General features: G+C 52.2%; 13 protein-coding genes. 5 read left to right on the top strand and 8 right to left on the bottom strand.

Annotated elements, in window-relative coordinates:
* Positions 1 to 164: 164 nt before the first annotated feature.
* The 8 genes from V8J85_RS17975 to V8J85_RS18010 form a co-directional block, all read right to left on the bottom strand.
* Complete coding sequence (locus V8J85_RS17975; protein WP_339955155.1) at positions 165 to 1,472, bottom strand: hypothetical protein; 1,308 nt, start codon at positions 1,470 to 1,472, stop codon at positions 165 to 167.
* Between the two features lie 40 nt (positions 1,473 to 1,512).
* Positions 1,513 to 1,806: a hypothetical protein gene (locus tag V8J85_RS17980; protein ID WP_339955156.1), complete on the bottom strand. Its 294-nt coding sequence runs from the start codon at positions 1,804 to 1,806 to the stop codon at positions 1,513 to 1,515.
* A 157-nt stretch (positions 1,807 to 1,963) separates the two neighbouring features.
* Positions 1,964 to 4,660, bottom strand: coding sequence for a hypothetical protein (locus V8J85_RS17985; RefSeq protein ID WP_339955157.1), 2,697 nt, complete (start codon positions 4,658 to 4,660; stop codon positions 1,964 to 1,966).
* Between the two features lie 522 nt (positions 4,661 to 5,182).
* Positions 5,183 to 5,875 (bottom strand): hypothetical protein, encoded by a 693-nt coding sequence (locus V8J85_RS17990; protein ID WP_339955158.1) that lies wholly within the window; start codon positions 5,873 to 5,875, stop codon positions 5,183 to 5,185.
* Positions 5,876 to 5,924: 49 nt separating this feature from the next.
* Positions 5,925 to 7,562 (bottom strand): RNA-directed DNA polymerase, encoded by a 1,638-nt coding sequence (locus tag V8J85_RS17995; protein WP_339955159.1) that lies wholly within the window; start codon positions 7,560 to 7,562, stop codon positions 5,925 to 5,927.
* Between the two features lie 440 nt (positions 7,563 to 8,002).
* Positions 8,003 to 13,621, bottom strand: coding sequence for a RecQ family ATP-dependent DNA helicase (locus V8J85_RS18000; protein ID WP_339955160.1), 5,619 nt, complete (start codon positions 13,619 to 13,621; stop codon positions 8,003 to 8,005).
* A 156-nt stretch (positions 13,622 to 13,777) separates the two neighbouring features.
* Entirely contained in the window at positions 13,778 to 14,689 is a 912-nt protein-coding gene (locus V8J85_RS18005) for an HNH endonuclease (RefSeq protein ID WP_339955161.1), read from the bottom strand.
* 457 nt (positions 14,690 to 15,146) lie between these two features.
* On the bottom strand, positions 15,147 to 15,398 hold the full coding sequence (locus V8J85_RS18010; RefSeq protein WP_339955162.1) for a helix-turn-helix domain-containing protein: 252 nt from the start codon (positions 15,396 to 15,398) through the stop codon (positions 15,147 to 15,149).
* A gap of 111 nt (positions 15,399 to 15,509) precedes the next feature.
* Here V8J85_RS18010 and V8J85_RS18015 point away from each other — a divergent pair, with 111 nt between their 5' ends.
* The 5 genes from V8J85_RS18015 to V8J85_RS18035 all read left to right on the top strand — a co-directional run bounded on the left by V8J85_RS18015 (position 15,510) and on the right by V8J85_RS18035 (position 20,516).
* Complete coding sequence (locus V8J85_RS18015) at positions 15,510 to 16,403, top strand: hypothetical protein (protein WP_339955163.1); 894 nt, start codon at positions 15,510 to 15,512, stop codon at positions 16,401 to 16,403.
* A gap of 183 nt (positions 16,404 to 16,586) precedes the next feature.
* On the top strand, positions 16,587 to 17,153 hold the full coding sequence (locus tag V8J85_RS18020; RefSeq protein ID WP_339955164.1) for a metallophosphoesterase: 567 nt from the start codon (positions 16,587 to 16,589) through the stop codon (positions 17,151 to 17,153).
* A gap of 170 nt (positions 17,154 to 17,323) precedes the next feature.
* Entirely contained in the window at positions 17,324 to 17,551 is a 228-nt protein-coding gene (locus V8J85_RS18025) for a hypothetical protein (protein WP_339955165.1), read from the top strand.
* Positions 17,552 to 17,568: 17 nt separating this feature from the next.
* On the top strand, positions 17,569 to 17,793 hold the full coding sequence (locus tag V8J85_RS18030; RefSeq protein ID WP_339955166.1) for a hypothetical protein: 225 nt from the start codon (positions 17,569 to 17,571) through the stop codon (positions 17,791 to 17,793).
* Positions 17,794 to 18,329: 536 nt separating this feature from the next.
* Positions 18,330 to 20,516, top strand: a complete 2,187-nt coding sequence (locus V8J85_RS18035) for a S8 family serine peptidase (RefSeq protein WP_339955167.1) — start codon at positions 18,330 to 18,332, stop codon at positions 20,514 to 20,516.
* The last annotated feature ends 55 nt before the right edge of the window (positions 20,517 to 20,571 follow it).

Here is a 20,571-nt window from a genome sequence, read left to right on the forward strand (position 1 = left end):
CAGACGGTGAACAAGTTTCCTTTCAATGAACTGGTCAGGAAAGCGGGCCTTGGCGCAATAGTAGCAAATGACACCTCGGGGCCGTCTTTGCTTGTGGCTGTGCCCGCGATGGGGTGGAGTGTACGACCAATCTAATGGCCGCAGGGAGCCCCTTTGGGTAGCTACTAAGCTATGCTATCCTTAATATACTGGTTCTCTAAAATTGCTCTATAGGTCAAGTAAGCTCCAACCGAAGCGATGCCCTGAACAGGCTTTGCTTTCGTACCATCTCCAAAGTCGGCGACACCCTTTATCACAAGGGTTTTTGGTTTGACACCCATTGTGCATTCAACCGCTGCATAGATGGAATGCGCTTCCATCTCGAGTGCCAACGCTCTGGGAAAGCGTGTTTCGATGTTTCCAATCAATTCCTGAGAGTCAATCACGCAAGCACCTGAAACCATACCACCCCAATGCAATTCGGCCTCTGGAGAAAAGGCTACCTTCCCCTTCAAGCCCTTTTTGATCTTTTCCAAATCTTGGGACCGATAATACTCCGAAACCTCATCTTGTATCCCCTTTTGGCTCTCATCGAGAAATCGATCAACAGATCGCCAAAACTCACTCTCGGGTTTCTTATCAACTGCGCGGTTGTAAAAGAACGGACTATCGAGCAGCTTTGGATCTGTTGATTCATATTTTCCTTCATCCCAGCAGCAAGTTTCACGAGCAACGATTACGTCTCCCAGTTTACACTGGCTGCCTGATGGCTTCCTCCTTGCAGGATTAGTTATTTTCTTCAAGCCACAGCACATACCTAACATTGCCAAGTGTCTCGGACGGAATGTGTTGATCAAATTCGACGCAACCGCTGCTGAATGCGATAGTCCCATCTCTTCCAGGCAAACCATTCCTACGGATATTTCCTTGCCCGTCGAAAGCCTGATATGGCCAAATGCGTTGTGCAAGCCGTTCACTTTCGAAGACTTCTTGGTTCGCCCTCCCAGCCAGTCTATTGAGTCATAAATCGGATCGAACTCGTTCGATTTTCTGGCTGTCACTATCAGCACTTCAATCCCCACATTGTTATTCAAGTGGTTTGCAAGCCCTGATTTAGCACCCACAACGAACTCGATGCGATTCTGTAGTGTTTCAACCCAAACACCTTCAGCATCATACTTGCGAATGGCGAAGTTGGAGTTCTCAGTGAATACCTTGTCTACTTTGTCGAGTGGCTCCGACGTCAAGCCCAAAATATAGAATGGCTTCGATGGCGCATATGTTCTTACGAAACTATACAAAGATTTTGAGTGCTCAAGACTCGCATCATCTTCTGGCATGACGGGGATCTTCAGGTCCAAGACAATAACATCAAAGAAGTTTTTTGATAGCTCTGTCTGTGCCTCAGAAAAGCATGTTGCTGTTTCTATGTTCAAGGTGACGTCAACGGAAGAAAATTCCATGCCTCGCAAAGTCGCAAGAACTTCGTCCATCTTAGTTTGTACATCTTCGACAAGGAGGATGTTGATTTCGCTAGATGGGCGCATCTTCTAGTAACCTCGTTAAATCATTATTCCAGGCTTGTTCGTCGGCAGTCATAAGGACACAACCTAAAACCGTCGGTCCAAAAACTCTGTGGACATAGGCGGTCAATTCATCAAGTCCATTGATAGTTCCGAAACGAGGATCGCTGTAGTTCTCATGCGATGTACAAATAATCGTCGGAATTTCGATTTTCGACCGCCACATAAACTGAAGTACATGCAGGCCAGCTAGACCATTGAAAGTCAACTCTTCCGACGCTGCTCCGTGAATTTCGAACGACATATCCAATAGGAGTAGGTCAAAATGTGACCCTCGCAAATTGTTCTGAGCCTGTCGAAAATGCTTGTTCCATTCAAGTTTCCAGTTTGGGTAGTTCGACGAAACGAACCGACGCATTACCACATACTTTTCACGTTTATCGTCTACGAAAAGAACATGCCTAACCATCGTGAAAGCCATTTTGATGAGGTAAAGTACACACAACCAAAAATGTATCCTTGCTGAACTCAGAGCTATCCGCCGCTAGGTCGAAATCCTCTCCGAACACAGTGAAGAACTCGAAATATATTCTTCGCAAACCTGACCCACCTACATCCAATGGGGCGTCTGCCACAACTTTACTTGCTGTTTTGATCTTTTCGTTGAAATGGACCAAGTTCCTACGCACTTCATCTTTGTATTCACGATCAAAGTTATTGCGAAACTCAATAGATATGCCGTCTTCGAATCTATCAATTATCGATACACTGATGGATATCTCCGAGAGTGGCAGGAGGCTATACTTGAAGGCATTCTCGAGCAAATTTTGTACCAATTGCACCATTGCATCAAATAGATGACCAGGTATTTTGACATCTCTGCCCGTGAAGATCGGCACTTTAGTTTCTGGTCCGTGCTCATAGCACTCGACTTGAAGCGGTTTGATGCGAGTTCTCGCTGAAGAGAAGTTTGTTGATTCGAATAAGAAAAGATCTCTCAGTCCAAATTCCCTATTTATTGGGTTATTGTTTACAGTTAACCACCCCTCGGCATCTTCAAAGACGCGCCCCAATTCGGTTTCAATAGCATCCTCCAGAGCAGTATCGTTTGCATGATTTCCAAATGACAACTCGCCCTTTACGAGGTCGATTACCTCCTGTCTTACCTCGCCCATCCAGACCTCACGGCAAGTAAGCAATAGCGAGTCAAAGCGGTCTTTAGTGATCTTTGCGATTCTCTCAGATATTATCCGTGGGGGTAAGCTATCAACCGAGTGTGCCTCATGCAAAACGTCGTTTATCTGCGACATTAGTCCTTTGAAAAAGGAACGATCATCATAAAGTGTGAGCCATTTTCGATAGTAATCTTCCAGAGTGTCAGAAATCACGGATTTGTAACTTGTGAGGTCTTCGTTAAGCCGATGAAATGCAGCATCTATTCCGCTCTCAACCTTAAAGCGAAGAAAGTTGTGTCGAAGATTGCTGAGCAAATAGTCCAACGCAACACGACTTTCGAAGCATATGTGCTGTGTAAGTGCTTCGGAGAAAGTGTCATATGCTCTGTCTTCGAGAAAGTCGTGCAGCGCCGATTGCCGATGGTCTTCTACTGTTGGTTCAAACTGCACTTGATTGAATTCCTCTAAATAGAACTCCATAATTGTTGAGGCCAGCTTTGTTGTGCTCAACCGAATCCGTCCCTCGCTCGTATCGGTTTCATACTTGATCTGACGGAGGCGCTGCCTTGTGCTTTCTTCCGCGGACTTTAAGAGACTCTTCTTTAGAAGTCCTCGTTTTTTCAGATAGCTGATGCAATCGAGCTTTATGGTGAGAGCATTAACAGTGTAGCTTTTGTCGACCTGTTCAATAATCTTCTGTGAAGATGGAAAAATATTCGCTATTGAATCCATTTGTCCAGGACTGAGCATATACTCGAAGACAGCACTCTGAACGTTAATCGGGAGCTTTGAAAAACTCGCAAAGTAGCGGTGAGGTGACATCTTCAGTTCTTCTCTACAATACCTCGTGTAATTGAAGAAGTCAGTATTCGCACTTGTCGGGATGTATAAGTCCTTCACAGTAGGAGCCTTGTCGAGTACGCCTTCCTGGCTGAGTATTGCAGCCATAGCAACTATTTCTGGGGTGTAGTGGTAGTCTGAGGTTTGTTCGATCAGTGGTAGAAATGGTTGCCAATCAATGAGCCACAGTATACTTGGGTCGACGTTGTAGACGTCAATCAATCGCTCAAGGAAACTGAATGGCCCCGTGCTCTCATTAAGATAGATGATCAGGTAGGTTGCTCTTTGGATCGGATTTCCCCGTCCAATATTCGAAAGATCAGCCTTTTCGACACCTGTTCTTTTGCTCTCAAAATACGATGAAAGCTCAGATATTTGCTCATCAGAATACTCGCATTCAGACAATACGTCATAGCTCGACACGGCGGTTCTTGCTGAGGCGCTGCCACTGACTGCTTGCAGCACGATCAGACGGCCAAGAAGGCGCTCAAGGCCGTATGCCCTCATTAACTCAAGATGTTCCTCTATCTCGTCATGGCTAAAGTGAAGATCTCTAGAGAAGTAGGTTAGAGGTATGTGCAGGACCGATGCCTCAAACAGAGGCCATGAGCTACGCACAAACTCCCAAATAAGCTCGCTTAACTGAGCAAAACTATTGACGGGCCGTCCATCGTAGTCAGGATTGATAGCTTCAAGTAGACGCAGCATTCCCTTTTTGTCGAAAGGGGTGCGTATTTGCAGGGCTCTGAACATTTCATCATAGCACTCACGCTTCTCCCTACTAGTCAGATCAAAGTCTGCAGGTGTTCCAAGCAAAAATCTGTCTGCTACTCCAAGCCCAGAACCTATGCTACTCCCTCGTTTGCCAAGTATGACCTGTTTGATTAGGTCGGCCCTGTCTTCTTCCAGGAAGCGTTCTACAACCAATATGCCAGACTGTCGTGTATCCCTTCTTGCCACACTCAGTGCGGCCTTCGCTACGACTACATCAAATGTTTCAAAGTCGCCGTCGGAATAGCTGAGCAAGTAGTTCAGCGAAAATGGATTTTGCTTACGTGCCTTGTCTCTTTCAGTGCTAGTCAGAGTGATCGTCTGGAAGCGTCTAGCTAGGCTGGTACGATACTTGATAAAATCGGTAGTCACAAAAGATCCCTAAAATACCCTAGGTTGATCATGCATAGAATGAGAGGAAAGCAAAGCACTGTCTGAAGTGGCGCCGGAAAACTGGACTGGCTGCTGAGGCGCATCGCAAACCTTCAAAGGATACGAGAACGGCAACTCTCCGCTGATTACAAGCTCTAAAGCGGACGTAGGCTCGAGGTCCACTTTGTTTGGATTATGTGTGTTTGTTAGTCACCCTCGTTCAATTGCCCTATGACGGCGTTACTTGTGCTGGGGCCGGAACGTTGGCTGACGGTGCAGCCGGTGACAATCATGTAAACAGCAGTGTTGTTCCGTACCGTTCGGCTGAGTTAATGCCAAGATAGCTAGGACAAAAACACCCGGCAAACTCGGCGCGGTTCAATCTCACCGATTGCGACATCTACGAAACTGGCCAGACTTGAGTTCGAAGATAGTCCGCCTGAGCGCACCATATATATCAATCACTTACCGGGAGATCTAAGCCCAAGACGGTCAGCTAGGACGTCTTTTAGGACGGTGACGCTATCGCCTTTCCAAGTCTTGCCCCACGATAGATCGCAGCAATTCGCAAATCTCAACTTGGTTGGAATTATCAGAGGCCGACTGCAATAGCTTGTTGAAGTTGATCAAAAGAGCGGAATTTCTTCGTGGGTTCAGAAGCAGGCAGTCGGACCATACGTCATCATTATGTTCGATGGCATAAGCATACTTGAGGATCCAGTACATCAGAACTTGCCGAAAGTCACCCGACACGAAATTTCGGTCAGTGTGCTTCACCTCAATCAGAATTTCCCCCAGTGAAAAGTCCCCTTTGCCTGTTGCAATCCATCCCATTCCGGGGATGACCGGACCGGCCTCAAGTTGGCTGCCCGGCCGCTGCTCTTGAGTTCGCCGCAACATCTGTACAAGGTTGTCAGCGGCATGTTCTGCAATCAGAATGTCACTCTCACTTACAGCAACTGGAACTTTTGCATCGTAGTGCATGCTTTGTCGCTGGGCTGCCGTCTGGATGCAATCATCCCATCGCGGATCTCCATGCCCCGCAAGAATCAACTCCACGCGTGCTACGGCTATTTCAAACAGCATAGCCTTCTGTAGTTCGCTTTCTTCAATCAACTCGCTTGAAACAGTTTCAAGCCCGTCAAACGTGAAAGCACATCGGTTGATTGAGGCAACCAAACCTCCTGTCAGACGAGGGAACAAAATGTCCAGCACACCCGGGATGTCCCTTGCGACTGTGCGCGGGTCACGGAACGGAAGTCTATTAAGCGCCATTCTCTGCCCAGTCGATGAACGATGCCGCAAATGTTGGTCCCCTCTTGGATTCAAAGCCTAGCCTCCAAGCTGATCCAACCGACCTCCGCAATTGGCTTCTCGCATGGCCGCCTTCATCGCCGAACTCCGCTGCCGCCACCCAGAGCATCCTTTGTTCATCGGGACTCAGGTTTTCCCATTGGTTCCTCAAGCGAGTGAAGCTGGGTCTGTCACGCCAATGCCGCCAACAGTCAATACATGCGCGCTTCACCGCTGGTGACGAGCTGTTGTCAAATGCATTCCTTACATATGTTCCCCGAGCGTCGGTCCGCGAAAACCTGATCGCACGAAGATAATGCAAGTTGTTAGCCTCTGGCATAAGCAGGTGGGGCACATTAGCTGGCACCCGATCAAGCAGGCTGTCGACTTGGTCAAAGACGGCCTCGAATTCTTCGTTCGCACGAACTGAATACACTCCTCGCATGATCTTTGACCAGGACGCGCGGAAGGAGTCTAGGTTCTTTGGGTCTAACAGAGTTGCGCATAGTTGAGCTGCGACCTTCGGTTCTTGAAATTTTAGCGCCCGTCCGATTTGGGCGAGGACGAAATTGTCGGGTTGCGACTTCTCTTTCTCAAGGTCCAATAAGAACTGCACATCAATTTGCTCAAAAGACTTCTTGAGCAGCTCATACTCGCCTTGCGCAGCATCAGAATAAGGATCGAAATGCAAATCCAGTTCCCGTAGCGCAACACTCGCATCTTCACCATGACCTAGCTGCGCAGCGATGTAGTCTGCGTAGTGCTTTGCACTTAGTGTTGTTGTCTTTGTACGGTTGAGAGACAGGCCATAGTCCGCGAGCGAATGGGACAGGACAGAAAGTGCCCGGTAGGCATCTTGCTGTGATGTGCAAATCAATGTGAAGTCGTCCACATAGCGGTGCCAAGTAATACCGGCATCTGACAATGACCGGTCGATAGGCGTCATCATGACTTCAGCCAGCACACGCGCGCATTGACCGCCAACTGGTAAGCCAAACGATCGCCCTGCCGCGAGTTTGCTCAATATGCGGTCCACTTGGGCTGCTACAGTGGAGCCCGTATCGCTCAGGTCGCCAAGGGCGTTTTCAAGTCGGTGATGGTATACGTGCTCATAAAAACTTGAGATGTCAGTTTGGACGACAACGCAACCGCCATCCTTCAAAGCAGATTCAGCTAGCGTGGCTTCTTTATAGCTTCGCCATGAGCGGGAGCGGTCGAAGTAGGCGGCACCTGTCATGTCGAGGCGATAGGAATGCACCCGTTCACTACGATGTGGTTCATTTGCTTCCGCAATCGCCAAACCAAGGCCATTAAGATATAGATTCCAGAAAGGGTGAATTCTCGTTGTTATCCTGAAACCATTCGAACCAGAGGGAACCAGCAGCCTCTCGGCTCCAATGGTCAGTTCACTGACATAGCCCGCGGCTTTTGCCGGTGGGCGAACATCAATAAGTTGAAATAGCGAAAAGCATATGTCGGCAAAGTCCTCTGCCTTGTCCCTGATGAAACCGGCATCAATATCATAGGGAAGCGTGTCGTTTTCACCACTCTGTCCAATCTCATGCGCAGCTCTCAAGAAATGGTCACGTAATACCTGCAAAAATTGCACCTCAATTCAAATTTCTTGCCAGCCTGACCAACCAGCTTGGCTAGGACAGTGCAAGCTATGGTAGAAGTTGTCCAGCGCCCTTGATGGCCTCGACCCTCTGCGCCACCCTTAGAACGCGATCAGGGTTTGCTCGAAATAGGACCACAAAACATGTACCTTCGTCGGCGGCCGATGCCACCCAACTACCTGCCGTTTCTCGGCTTCAGCTGTATGTGAGTCAATTAAAGTCTCCACACATCTTTGGCTTGTGGCGCATGGATGCAAGCCTCATAGTAGAGGTATGAGTGGATAACCTCTGTCGATCAAGGTCAGCATTGGGGTTTGTCGATCAGGTATTATGCGTTCAACTGCGCAAGTTGGGCATCAATCTCAGCAAGTGCAATAGTACGGCTGTTCAAGACTTCTTCGCGCATTGCTGAAACACACATCTTCTCGCACTCTTAGTCTTCGACCAGATCGAAATCGTCCCCACTCGACTGCTTTCTAGAGCTCTTTTTCCTTTTCGACCGCCTGGGGCCCTTCGGCACGTATTCATCGCTCAATGCACGCTCGACAAGCCATGTCGCGGTGTGGTTGGGGAAGCCCTCACCGTAGTGACGGATCAGATTGATATAGCTGAACTTCAGCGCTGATAGTTTACAGAGTTCTTTACCGCTGTCTGAATTACTCACCACCAAGCCGCCACCTTTTGGTGCAAGTTTGATCTGATGGTGAATTAACCGTTCTGAAAGCTCACCCCATGTCCTTGTTTGGGCAACAGCATCCACAAGGATTCCTCTCAAAACATCCAATTGGGTATCGTCCGCATCGCTTGTTTCCAGTGTTTCGGCTTTTGTTGTATCAACGCTCTCATCGTTGGAAACACTTCTTTCAGTGACGATTTGGACTGCGTTGATTACGCTGGCCGTTGCAGAATTACTGTTCGAGGAACCCTCCAATTCAAAGGTCATTTCGGCCAGCACCGTTTCCCAGTTGTCTTGTTTGAGATATTGAACGAAGTCTTTGTCGTTGTCCGCCTTGCTCCAGTGAATGATCGCGCCGACGTGTCCCGACACAAAGACATGCTCTGCTGGGGGTTGCCAGGCTTTGGCCATGCGACCCAGTGGTCGACCTTCCAGGTCTTCCAACATCCATCGACCATCACGATGGATCAATCGGATTTCATCCCCCACCTTTGCGGCAGCGACGGCACGGTTTACAGGGTGGTGTTGGCCGAGACGTCCCGCAAAGGACAGATCTACCGACGCTGTGTCCGGCAACTGGTAATGCTTGACGGTCGGTAATTCTGTGCGCATGTCAGCTTCTATTGGCCGCCGGATGACACTATCACCTTCCGGCTGTAGGAAGAGGTGTTGGCCTGTGGTCGTCAGGGCCAAGGTCTTTTGTGCACGGGTCATGGCCACATAGAAAAGACGCCTGGGCGCATCCGCGTCTTCATTGTCTGACTTCGCTTGCCAGCCACCATCCAGAATGGCGACATGATCAAATTCCAGTCCCTTCGCACGATGGGCGCTGAGCAAGAGCAAACCACGTTGGTCCCCGCGCGTGTCGCGTGACCACTCAGCCAACCACTCAATCACATCCAGGGCCGGCATCGCACCCTTGCCAAGCTCGCGCGCGAGCGCCGCGATGCCTTCGGCGATGATGTCGATCCATCGGTTTTTGGGCTGCCTGTTCAACAACGCAATGATCGCTTCAACCGACAGCAGCATCCCCGGATCCTGCCGCATATCCGAAATGAGAGTTTGCATTTCCCGCAGACGCCAAATGCTGGGCAAGGCCTCGTTTGCCAACTCAACCGGTATGTCCAGCTTTTCAGCGTAGGAACGGACGGGGCCCAGCCGTTTCCATTCACGCGCTATGATTGCGGTCCGATCCCATCGAAAATCAGGATCTAGCTTTGATATTCGGATCAATTCATCAACCGCCGCGATGGCGTGAGGTATTAACCCCTCAGCACAATCCAGAAGCTGGACCCGACCCTGCGCCACGGCATCATGCTGAGCCATTTTACCACCGGCCTCCTCAGACAGTCTGCCGCGGTTGACGATGATGTCATGCTCAGCCTTCATGCGATCCTTGCCGGGCCGGATCACGGCATTCGCCGCGGTGATGATAGTCTGGGTTGATCGATAGTTCTCGGTCAGGAATGCGGGGCGCGCGCTGTAGTCTTCATCGAACTTGCGGATGTACTTGATCGACGCGCCTTTGAAGGCGTAGATATTTTGATCGTCATCGCCAACGGCAAACAGGCTCAACTTGAGATCGGGATCGACAAGCGAACGCCCAGCGACGGCTGAAATCAACTCGTATTCATGTGGTCCGATATCCTGGTACTCATCGACAAGAATCCAGCGGTAGCCTTGGATCAGCGCATCCCGCTGCGCCTCTGCATCGCTTGCACTCAGGCCTTCCCCTTTTAGCTGGTCGATCGCCTCCAAGATCACAGCATCAAAGTCATGGTCATCGGATCGTTGGCCCGCAAAGCTGGCCCCGACCAAACGCATGGCCAAGGCGTGGCAGGTCGAGATTGTCACCCCGTTCGCATCATCACCCACCAGATTGCGCAAGCGTGCCTTCACTTCCGTTGCCGCATGACGGTTGTAAGTCAGGACCAGTATTCCCCGCGCTTCTTCACGCTTGATCCGCAGCAAGTATGCGATCCGGTGGACAAGCACCCGCGTCTTGCCAGAGCCCGGCCCGGCCAGCACGAGAACGTTTGTTTGCTCACGTTCGTCAGTGACAATCTTTTGCTGCGCCGGATTTCCCAGCACCTCAACAATCGCCTTCCAAGAGGCGCTTGTGGTCTGTCGCTTAATGTCGCGGGATTTGCCCGGCATCCAGCGATCTAGAAACGCATCATTGTCACTGGCGAAATAATCCGCCGACAATTTCTGCGCTTCATCTATTTCGACCAAGCCACGTTCAGCATAAGCCGCCATGACATGCGTCTGCATTGTCTGTTCCGCATAATGCTCTTCGAGCGGCGCAAAATGCGCCTGCGTGAACCGGGCTGTCTCGCGGTTGAGGTAAACAGTCATTGCTGGCCGGAAAACAGTCAGCCCCTTGCCAAGCGTGACGATGCTTTGCTCATGCAGCCATAACAACGCGCGCTCAAGCAGCTTCGTCGTGTCGCGGATGCCGAATGTTTTGAGTTCGATATCACCGGTGATGATTTGGAGAAGATCACCCACTGTTGTTTCGACCTGAAGGTCCTTACCGCGCGTACCGCCGGGCACCAGACCCGTCAAAAACTCAAGCAGGCGTACAGCGGCTTTCCTGCGAACTTCAGCCGTTTGGTCAATGATGCCCCACGACCGATTGAGTGTAACCGATAGCGCATTGCGCGAGGCCTTTCTAATGCTCAGATTGCCAAGCCCGCCGTCTTGCTCTCTGCCATCTCGTGCAATGCCGCGCAGCAGCCGCTCTACGACATCCGGACGTGCGCCTTTATGATCTTTGTCGCGGAGGTGCTGGCACATCTCGGGTAAGTGCAGTGAAACAACATCGGACTGCCCCGTATCGGGCGCAGCTTCACGCATGGCACCGATCAAGCTCTTTTCGAGCTCCGCGGCAGCGGCAAAACGTGCAGAGGAATGCCCTTCAACGCCGACGTGTACAAATATCGTGACGGCCATGTCGTTGCGGGCGATCCCGAAGGTTTCCAAGTCTGCCATCGCCTTGTTCAGGTCTTTGGGCCATAGGCCGCTGACCCCACAAAGTTGATCGGTGGAAATACCTTCGTCAGCGGGCGCATCGATCAAATGTTGGACAATAGCCAATAAAGCCTTGCGTCTGGTCTCTGTGACCTGAGACCCATTCAGCTTCCGCTTTGCCTCAGCAACCGTGCTGACCGTGAGCGATGACGGATAAACTTGGACGCGGTTTTCTTCCCGTGAAAGCAGCCTCGCCTCTTCTAGCCAAGACACCGCCGTTTTGACCCGCGTGTCATCAGTTGTGCTGTCCCGCTGGAAATCCCTGTCCTTTTCTTCCTGGACGATTTCCCCAGAGGTCGCCACGACTTTGCCGGTCTTTCCTGTGTGTTCATCAATGCGCCGGATCGCCTTCAGGATTGCAGCGATCTCATGGCGTGCAAGTCGCGACCGGGCCGACAGTTGAAATTGCCGCTCCACGTCATCGACCGCGTAAAGAAGAACGCAATTTGCATCCTCTCGGTCGCGCCCGGCGCGCCCAGCCTCCTGCAGGTAGTTCTCGAGCGATCCAGGAATATCGCAATGGACCACAAGTCGAATATCAGGTTTATCGATCCCCATGCCAAACGCATTTGTGGCTGCGATAACGCGCAGATCGCCCACACGAAATTTCTCTTGGATATCTTTCTTTTCATCGGGGCTTAGCCCAGCATGGAAATGCGCCGCTGCCATCCCCTGATGCGCCAGGAACGCGGCGACACGTTCCGTCGATTTCCGGCTGGAACAATAAACGACAGCGCCTGATCGCCCATCCTGCGGCAGCATCTCTGCAATCACATCATAGATGTCACCCAGCTTTGTCTCTCTTCGTGTTGGGCGTACATCAAATGCAAGGTTGTGGCGTGCCGCCCCGCCATCCAATAAAGCCAGATCAGCACCCACGCGGCTTTTGAAATGCTCCGAGATATCGCGCACGACCTCAGGCTTCGCCGTGGCGGTCAAGCAAAGGATGGGTGCAGGCGCATTGCCAGAGAATTCTTTTATGAAACGCGAGACATAGCGGTAGTCGGGCCTGAAATCATGTCCCCATTTTGAGACGCAATGGGCTTCATCAAGAACCCACAGGCCGATTTCTCGTTGCTTTAGCGTGGTGCGTATCGAGGTGCTCCGGAGTTGCTCCGGGGAGATAATCAGGATGGATGCATCGCCCATACGGACTTTCTCCAGCGCGTCCTGACGTTCCGGCATGGACATCATGCCATTGATCGTCACCGACGACGAGATGCCGGCGCGCTCCATGCCTTGAACCTGGTCAGACATGAGCGCCACAAGGGGTGATATCACCACGGACAGGGCACCTGTCTTGTCAAATTTAGTTAGCGCTGGGATCTGATAGCAAACGGATTTACCTGTGCCTGTTGGCAGGATACCCAAAACACTGTTCCCGCCCATGGCCTCATCGACGATGCGTTCTTGCAGCGATTGCCCGCTGGGATCTTGTGGTTTTGGTCTGAATGCTTCGAAACCAAACCACCTTTGGAGTGCTGCAACCGGATCATTTTGCTCAGCGCACCACTTGCAGCTCGGATCCTTGCAAGAGGTATCGCGGAGATGCCGTACGATGAGAGACGCCTCCCTAAATTGGGCGCGAACCCACGGCGGCATAACGGAGTCGCCACCTGCGACGGAAATCCAAGACAACGCATAGGCCATCGGCCAACCTATGTTTGCGTCATCCAAGCGACCGAAAACCTGTTCAAGGCGTTTTTCGCAAACCTTGTTGTTGACCAGGCGGCCAATTGCCGCAAGCGCTTCCGGCTGCGTTGGCCTCTCCGTTCCTCTTATGTGACCGAACACGGCATCAAATCCGGGCGATAGATCCCCACGCGTTGTGAGCCAGTGATAAGCCAACATTGCATCGGGAGTATCTCGGTTGAGCTGATCGAAGGCCTCCAACTGGTTCGCTAAAACCTGAAAGACCAGCTTTGCATCGAGCTCTGGATCATTCAGGTGACCTGCCTGCAATCGCCCGTCATGGTAGTGTTTGACCAAGTGGTGATATGGATTGCGCGGAAAGGCGAGCGGGTTCAGCCAAAGTGTATCAATGGGTGCCTGCATTGTCCGCGCCAGGCGTGGTCGTCGCGCCAAAAGATGCGCCATATCATGTTGCAGGAAGTTGTGGCCAATCGGATGTTCAATGCCATCAAGCGCCTGTTCCAAGCGATCAAACCCTGCTTCAATCAGTCCATCTTTCGAGACAATTGATGGGCTTTGGTCGAATGGAACCGCTGCGAACGCAAAGACCCGCGCCGTCTTTGGGTTGACTTCTAAATCAACCGACAAACACCGCTTCAAAAAAGCGCGATGCTTCTCGGGCAATGAAGATGGGGTTTTTGAGTCAATCATTTGGCAAGATGGAATACAAATCTTAGGATGTGTGCAACTAGAACGTTATTTCTGCCGAATGCAGGCCGAACTGCGCAACAAATATATTTCAATAGTTTCTTTCGGGTCTAAGTCTAAGGGCTGCCGCTCGTAGCTCAGATTTGGCGTGGTTCACTGCTAGTGCTTGAAGCAGTGCTCTCTATGCCACGACACAAACTCTGCTCGTGGTCGTTCCGCCGCCCGTTCCGGCGCCAAAAGCTTTCCCGATGCATTGATCATCGATTTCACCGCATCCGGATCGTTGGTCTGTCTCGATACCAAAACCGACAAGTCGTCAGAGAGTCCAACCACCCCCCGGTCGAACATCCAGTGTGCTGTACCCGACAGCGCCATCCCATTGCTGACAATGTCGGGACCATCACGTTCAACTGGCCTAATGTGTGCAGCTTCCACCTCAGCGCGTCCGCCGCCGTTGATCAGACGCAGACCGGTGATCGCGCAGCGTTCGCCATAAGCACGGAGGACGGCTTTGCGGAAGTTGCGGTCGCGCACCGCCCTGTTGGTTAGCTGATTGATGCGTTCTCTCGCGGTCGGGAATTGGAAGGGCATTTGATCTTCTCTGAACCCGCGAGTTTCATTGGCCAGACCAAGCCGAGGAAGGATATCGTGATCTGTTCCGAGGCCTAGCTCCACGATCCGGGCGAAATCAGTTGGCGACAGCGGCCGGACTGCCGCTTGAGCCCGTCCGGAGATTTTACCGAAATCATTGAGCAAACCTTGTTCGACAACCTCGTGCTCATAGCGAAACGGCACTGGATCGCCAAAGTCGAGATATGTGCCCGGTTCAATTACTGCCAAGTGCATGTCTGCTCCCCTCGGATCAGGAATAACCTCCTGCACTTTTGCAACGGCGAAGTAGCCCTTGGTGCTTCTGACCTTGCTGGGTTCGAGATATACAATCCAGTCACCCTCACATTGTTGAACGCGGGTCAGGTATTGCTCTGGAAACTGATATCGCTCCGACGGCACGTCGTCGTAAATCGAGTCAGTCCGGTGAATGAAAACGCCAAACGCCATAATTGAAAACATGACTGGAAAGGTCTGGGCTGCCAACCTCCGGTTTTGGAGTTCTTTGCTCTGGTCAGGGATATCGAATGGCTACATGATGGACCTCACAGACCAACCCACCTGATGCCGCAGCTAACGGAGGAGCACTCCCATGACGCCTCAAGACCAAGCAGTTGCTGATGCAAAAATGCGTACGGAGATCGCAGCCCAATTTGATGAAATACGCAAAAGTAGAGTTGGAGGACCACTCATACCGTTCTTTCAAGGTGCAGCCTTCTGCTTGGTAACGGCCGTCTTTGTCAAATTCTTCCTATGACGCACCAAATCCTTTAGGCCGAAACAGAAGCTTCGGCATCTTGATTGATCATTAGTCGAAAGGCAGCACCCCGGTCGCGCATCATTCGTTTGGCAGAGCAATGTCAATTGCGACAGCATGTATTCTCTGCGGTAACGATGGATCAAGCGCAGGTCTGCAGATTCAGAGCGTATCAGGAAGGTTTACCTGTAACTTTCTGATCAGCTTCTGGCTATCGGCATCAATCGCCTTCAGCACAACCAGCAGTTCAATAACATCGACCCGCCGTTCGCCGAGCTCGTATTTTCCAACAAACGATGCGGGCTTCCCAATACGTTGCGCAAGCTGGGCCTGAGACAAGCCAGCATCGCGACGCGCTTCCACCAGCGCGTTGAGCATCTTCTTGTAAGCCTCGGTATGAACGGTTCCTGCCAATGGACGTCTCGCTTGCAATTCAGCGAAACGGCTACTCCTGTTATGGGTTTACCCCCAAAATGGGGGTGATATAATGATATCCGTTCTGGTTTTGTTGAAAGGCCCGATCCGATGTACAAGATCACCTATTTCGCGAACAGAGACTGCTGCAATCGCCGGTCTCCCACATCGTTTGTTCTTTGCTTGGCTTTGACCTCACTGGCTAAGCCAGCCACCGCAGAAGACGTTTTGACGCCGATGCCGGCGCCAGAAGCGCGACCTTACCCGTATGAAATCCTCGGCCTGCAACCAGGAGACTCGCTGGAGGATGTTCTCGCTGTCTACGCCGAGCGCACCGACACTGCTCCAACAAGCGAGAGTGAAGTTCTCCGTGTGCAGTCGCCTGATGGCAATGTCTTTGAATTCACCTATCAGAAGTTCATCCGGATCGGTGATGTCGGCATCAACGGGCGGCTTGCAAAAGCGGATCAGGATCAGGTGACAGCGATGCTGTCGTCGGATGTGATGGAACAGCGCCCGATGGCGATCCATCGGTCAGTCCGCCAACCGAGCGACCAGTTACCAGAACCGCTGGAACTCAAGGCCCAGATCGAGGAGACCTATGGTCCGCCATCCCGAGTCGAGATCAACGGTCGTGAGATGACGCTGACCTATGCCTGGGGCGAAGACGGGTTCATTGCCGATCTGGACGCCCTGCCTCCTTTGGTCCACGAAGAAACCTTCGCCTCGGGCAGCGTTCGCCGTTCAGAATACGAGCTGTGCGGAAACGCCCAACACTACCGCAACAACATCGAATACCGCTTCGCCTATCCACGTGACGAGGACATCAAGACGGGGTGCATTGCGACCTTCACCGTCCGCTATCGTGGCGAACCCGGCAGCACCGTCATCGGCTTCTCCTTGGAAGACTATGAACTCGGCCGTCAGCACATGGCGGAACTGGATCGCCAGATCGTCGAGTCTCTGACCGGCGAGGAGGTCGAAGCCTCGGACATGGACCTATAATCGTGGATAGCCAAACAACATGGGAGCCGCTATAGCACCCGCATGAACATCAAGCGCAAACATATCACCCAAACCTAGCGCTCGCACATATGGCGGGCGGCATCGCGCTGTTCGCCTTTGATGACTCCCATCTCCGCATCGCCAGATTGCCGCTCCGCCGACGACAGACGACGGAGAGACGACATGACCAACTGGTACACCGCAGACCCGCATTTCGGGCATGAAAATGTCATCAAGTTCTGCAAGCGCCCCTTCCGCTCGGCCAACCATATGGACGCGGTTTTGATGCAGAAACTCTGGGCCATGGTTGGGCCAAAGGATGCGCTGTGGATCATTGGCGACTTCGCCCACGGGCCAAAAGCCAAGGACACGGAGTGGCTCAGCAAGCTCTTCGACAAGCTGCCCGGCGCAGAAAAACACCTCATCGTCGGCAACCATGATCTGGAACCGACACAAGCACTACCCTGGACGAGCGTCACCCATCTGGCCGAGGTCCGGGACGGACCGCAAAACCAGGCACACACGCTCTGCCATTACCCGATGATTACCTGGAACCACGCCCGCCGGGATGCACTCCAGATCTTCGGCCATGTCCACAACAACTGGCGCGGCTCGCGGAACAGCGTCAACGCCGGTGTCGATGTTTGGGACTACATGCCCGTGCGGTTCGAGGACATTGCGCGCCGTGCGAAGACACTGCCCGTGAACAAACACTGGGCCGATGTCGAGCACAAGGTGAAGGAGCTCTGAGATCATTGATGACATGCCAACTGTCAGCATCAGCAGCGTTCGACGCAAGACAATGGAGCTGCTGGCACGCGCTGGAGAGCGGCCGATCCCGATCACACGCTATGGCAAACCCTTACTCATGCAGATGCCCGTGGATCACAACAACCGCCTGATAACAAAGGAGTTCTAAAATGTCTCGTTCCTATCGCAAAACACCGATCTGCGGGATGACCATGAAAGACAGCGACAAACCCTTCAAGAAGGCCGCGCACAAGCGCGCTCGACGGGCTTTGAATGCCCGCGATTTGACCACGGAAGAACCGCCGGCGGACAAGGCATTCGGCAATCCGTGGGGTGCGCCAAAGGATGGCAAACGCTGGTTCAACAAGAAATCTTGGCCTGAGATCATGCGGAAATAAATCAAAGGATAAATCCAATGACCGATAAATCTGCGAATGGCGAAACCACACTTCCCGCCGATGCGACAGCGCTGGTTGCAACCGCTGTTGGTGGATTTGAACTTGTCTTGGCGAATGGCACTGATGATGCCGAGGTACCGCCCAACGTTCAGCTGCTGGTCGCTGTCCTGTTGCGAAGCAAAGACGCCGCTTGGGTCGGTGAGATGCTTGACTGGCTGAAGAAGCAAAAGGCAGATGAATGACCATCCGTCATTCCCGGCAACCGCACTTGGCAAAAGCGCCCTCAAAGGTTGATGAGAGCACACAATTCGCGTTCCAGAATCTACAGCCAAGATGAGCGCGATCACTGATACAAGCCGACCTTGAGGATGCTTGCGGAGAATGGCGGCAAAGAGCCCATTGTCACGGATGCTGCGGGGCCCACGAACGTCCGATTTGAAATCGCACATGAAATCATCTTGGTTGTGGTCGTGTGACCCTAGGGCTAACTCCCCGCCACCATTGGTTTAGTTAACTCAATCAGGTTTGGTTGGTGGCCCAGATGTCCCTCGGTTAATGATACTCAGATCTAGGTGCTATCGTGATTGCGCTCTATCCCAGTTATTTAAGAGAAGTTTGTCTTCGCAGATTGCGTAAGCAACATTTCGGATAGGGTCATTCAGGGCCGCTTAGCTGATGAGCTTTCCAAATGTTTCGTCAATTAACCGTCAATCTGAATTCGTTTTGTTCCGATTGCGATTTTCGATGCTAGTCTTGGTGTGCAAAGGGAGAGAACACTATGACTTGGGGAAAATCGTCGGGCATTTTTTTTGGTGAGAATAGAGCGTACGCGAACCCGTATGCGGACTGGGACCGCGAAACGCGCAATCCGGAGGTCGTTACGACCAAAAAGAAAGATGAATGGTATCCTGTATACATTCGGCTTGTCGCAAACAGTCGCAGTCCGCACCCCTATTGTCGTGCGGCCGCCAGGGTCATAATGGCTTTGACCCCTGGTCAAAGCAACTTGCCGGGCGATGAGAAGCTGGCAATCGACATGATTTCGGTTTTCTTCCTGGCCCAGACCTTGGACGCAACAAACGCGCGGTTCGCGTCATTTTTCGTCTGGCGCCAGTCCGGTCGAGCCTATGATCACGTGGATGGTGTTTTTGAAGTCGTTCATGTCGGTCCCGCAAGTGCTGTTCTCTGCGACCCATTTGTGGCGCCCGAAAAGCAGAAGTCGCGCAAAAAGCGGAAGGCTCCCAAAAAGTCAGATGTGACACTGCGTAACGTGATCCGGGCCATTAGTCGCGCAGCAACAACTTCGCAGCTAAGCAATGGCGATCCGCGGGTCATCACTGCGGTTGTTGATGACCAAATAGGCTTTGCCAACGAGCGGTTTCGCAGGTCTGAACACGAAACGCGCATGATCGGCCATTTCGTCCATCAACAAGAGTCGTTTCTGGAAGCCCTCAAAGAAGAGTTCTCGCTTATTCATATCGGCGGAATCTTTCCGCCGGACACTATTAACAGCCTGCTGAGAACCGAAGACGAAGTCGAAATTTACCGCAAGGTTGATGAAAAGGCGGCAAGTGGTTTAGGCGATGTGGGGGTCGAAATACTGAAAGAACTAATCAAATTCTTTTTCGATCCATTGCTTGAGAAAGGGTTTGTTCCGTTGCGCGAACATCGTGCATCGCACGGAACATTCATCTCGGATATCGCGGCGGGCCATGGCATAGACAGCGATGTCAAAGGCACGCGGCCCATCCTGACATTTGATCTCAGCCGGTTGTCGACGGGCGATACATCAGGCGCGCGTTTGGACGTACACAGCGTGATGGCCGTTATGTTCATGACCGGGGTGACACCGTTCCTGGAAGGCGCAGGCAATGCACCAATTGTCATCAACTTCAGCTACGCTTTGCGGGCGGGGCCAAAAGACGGGACTGGATTTGCCGAAGCAGAAATGGCGCGCCTCGTACGGGATCGCCACGAAAGCGGCGCGCCGACATGGCTCATCTTGCCATCGGGCAATGGATTTCGAGAACAATGCCACGCTTCTCTTTCACCTAAAGCCTTCAAGAGAGAACAGGTCGAATGGCGCATCCAGCCGGATGACCAAACACCTAGCTATGTGGAAATCTGGACTGATCCAATTGAAGGTGGCGTGATCAGCATTAAGCCGCCGGGCTACGGCGCGCAACTTATTGAAGTTAAAGTCGAAGATGAGGTTTGGGATCTTTGCGTTGACGGTAAGCCTTTAGCGCGCGTTTTTCGTCAGGATGTGAAGGGACGGGTGCGGATCACGATTGCTGTTGCGCCAACGTCGAAACCGGATCGCCCTGATGCGGCCGCACCATCCGGGGCCTGGGTGATCGAAGCCTATGCCGAACAGGATGGGTTTGCTGTGCATCTGGATGTGCAACGCGACGACACACCAGATGGCTTCCCCCGCTATGGTCGCCAATCGTATTTTGATGGGCCAAATATAGGCGCGGTTGATCGAGATACCATGGATTACACTGCGCCAATGCAGGCCAGTGAACCGGTGCAGCGTGAATACACGCTATCGTCTTATGGCACAGCGAACGATGATCAGGTGCTTGCCGTAGGTGGCGCGATTGAGCAAGATACTCTGACACGGGCGGCGCTTTATACAGCCTCCGGTCCCGGGTTGGGCGGGCGGTCCGCGCCCGAGGTGTCCGCCGTCAGCGAAGAAACAAGAATTCATACCGGACGCATTGGCGCAGGCCTGTATTCCGGATCAACGACGGCTTTCTCAGGGACATCGACAGCCGCGGCTTTGGTCACGCGCCAGATTGTGGATGCTCTTTCAGAAGATCCGACGCTGGACAAAAGCGCGCTGATAGCGGCCGTTTTGGAAAAGGGGTCTTCCGGTTCAGCGCCTGATCTGCGGCTGGGTCTTGGCACCGCGCCATTTGAAAAAGAACCCGGTCGAACGGCACGCCGTACCCGCATCTAGATAGCAAAATGGCGGGGGTAATTTCTGCCCCCACCATTTATTCTACCTAACGATC

Origin of the sequence: Yoonia sp. 2307UL14-13 (genome assembly GCF_037572755.1) — a bacterium.
GTDB lineage: Bacteria > Pseudomonadota > Alphaproteobacteria > Rhodobacterales > Rhodobacteraceae > Yoonia.

Bases quoted from the DNA above. Each gene is read 5' to 3' on its own strand.
- V8J85_RS17980 (WP_339955156.1), bottom strand. From the start codon at position 1,806: ATGTCGTTCGAAATTCACGGAGCAGCGTCGGAAGAGTTGACTTTCAAT.
- V8J85_RS17975 (WP_339955155.1), bottom strand. From the start codon at position 1,472: ATGGACGAAGTTCTTGCGACTTTGCGAGGCATGGAATTTTCTTCCGTT.
- V8J85_RS18030 (WP_339955166.1), top strand. From the start codon at position 17,569: ATGACCGATAAATCTGCGAATGGCGAAACCACACTTCCCGCCGATGCG.
- V8J85_RS18005 (WP_339955161.1), bottom strand. From the start codon at position 14,689: ATGTTTTCAATTATGGCGTTTGGCGTTTTCATTCACCGGACTGACTCG.
- V8J85_RS18020 (WP_339955164.1), top strand. From the start codon at position 16,587: ATGACCAACTGGTACACCGCAGACCCGCATTTCGGGCATGAAAATGTC.
- V8J85_RS18015 (WP_339955163.1), top strand. From the start codon at position 15,510: ATGTACAAGATCACCTATTTCGCGAACAGAGACTGCTGCAATCGCCGG.
- V8J85_RS18000 (WP_339955160.1), bottom strand. From the start codon at position 13,621: ATGATTGACTCAAAAACCCCATCTTCATTGCCCGAGAAGCATCGCGCT.
- V8J85_RS18025 (WP_339955165.1), top strand. From the start codon at position 17,324: ATGTCTCGTTCCTATCGCAAAACACCGATCTGCGGGATGACCATGAAA.
- V8J85_RS18035 (WP_339955167.1), top strand. From the start codon at position 18,330: ATGACTTGGGGAAAATCGTCGGGCATTTTTTTTGGTGAGAATAGAGCG.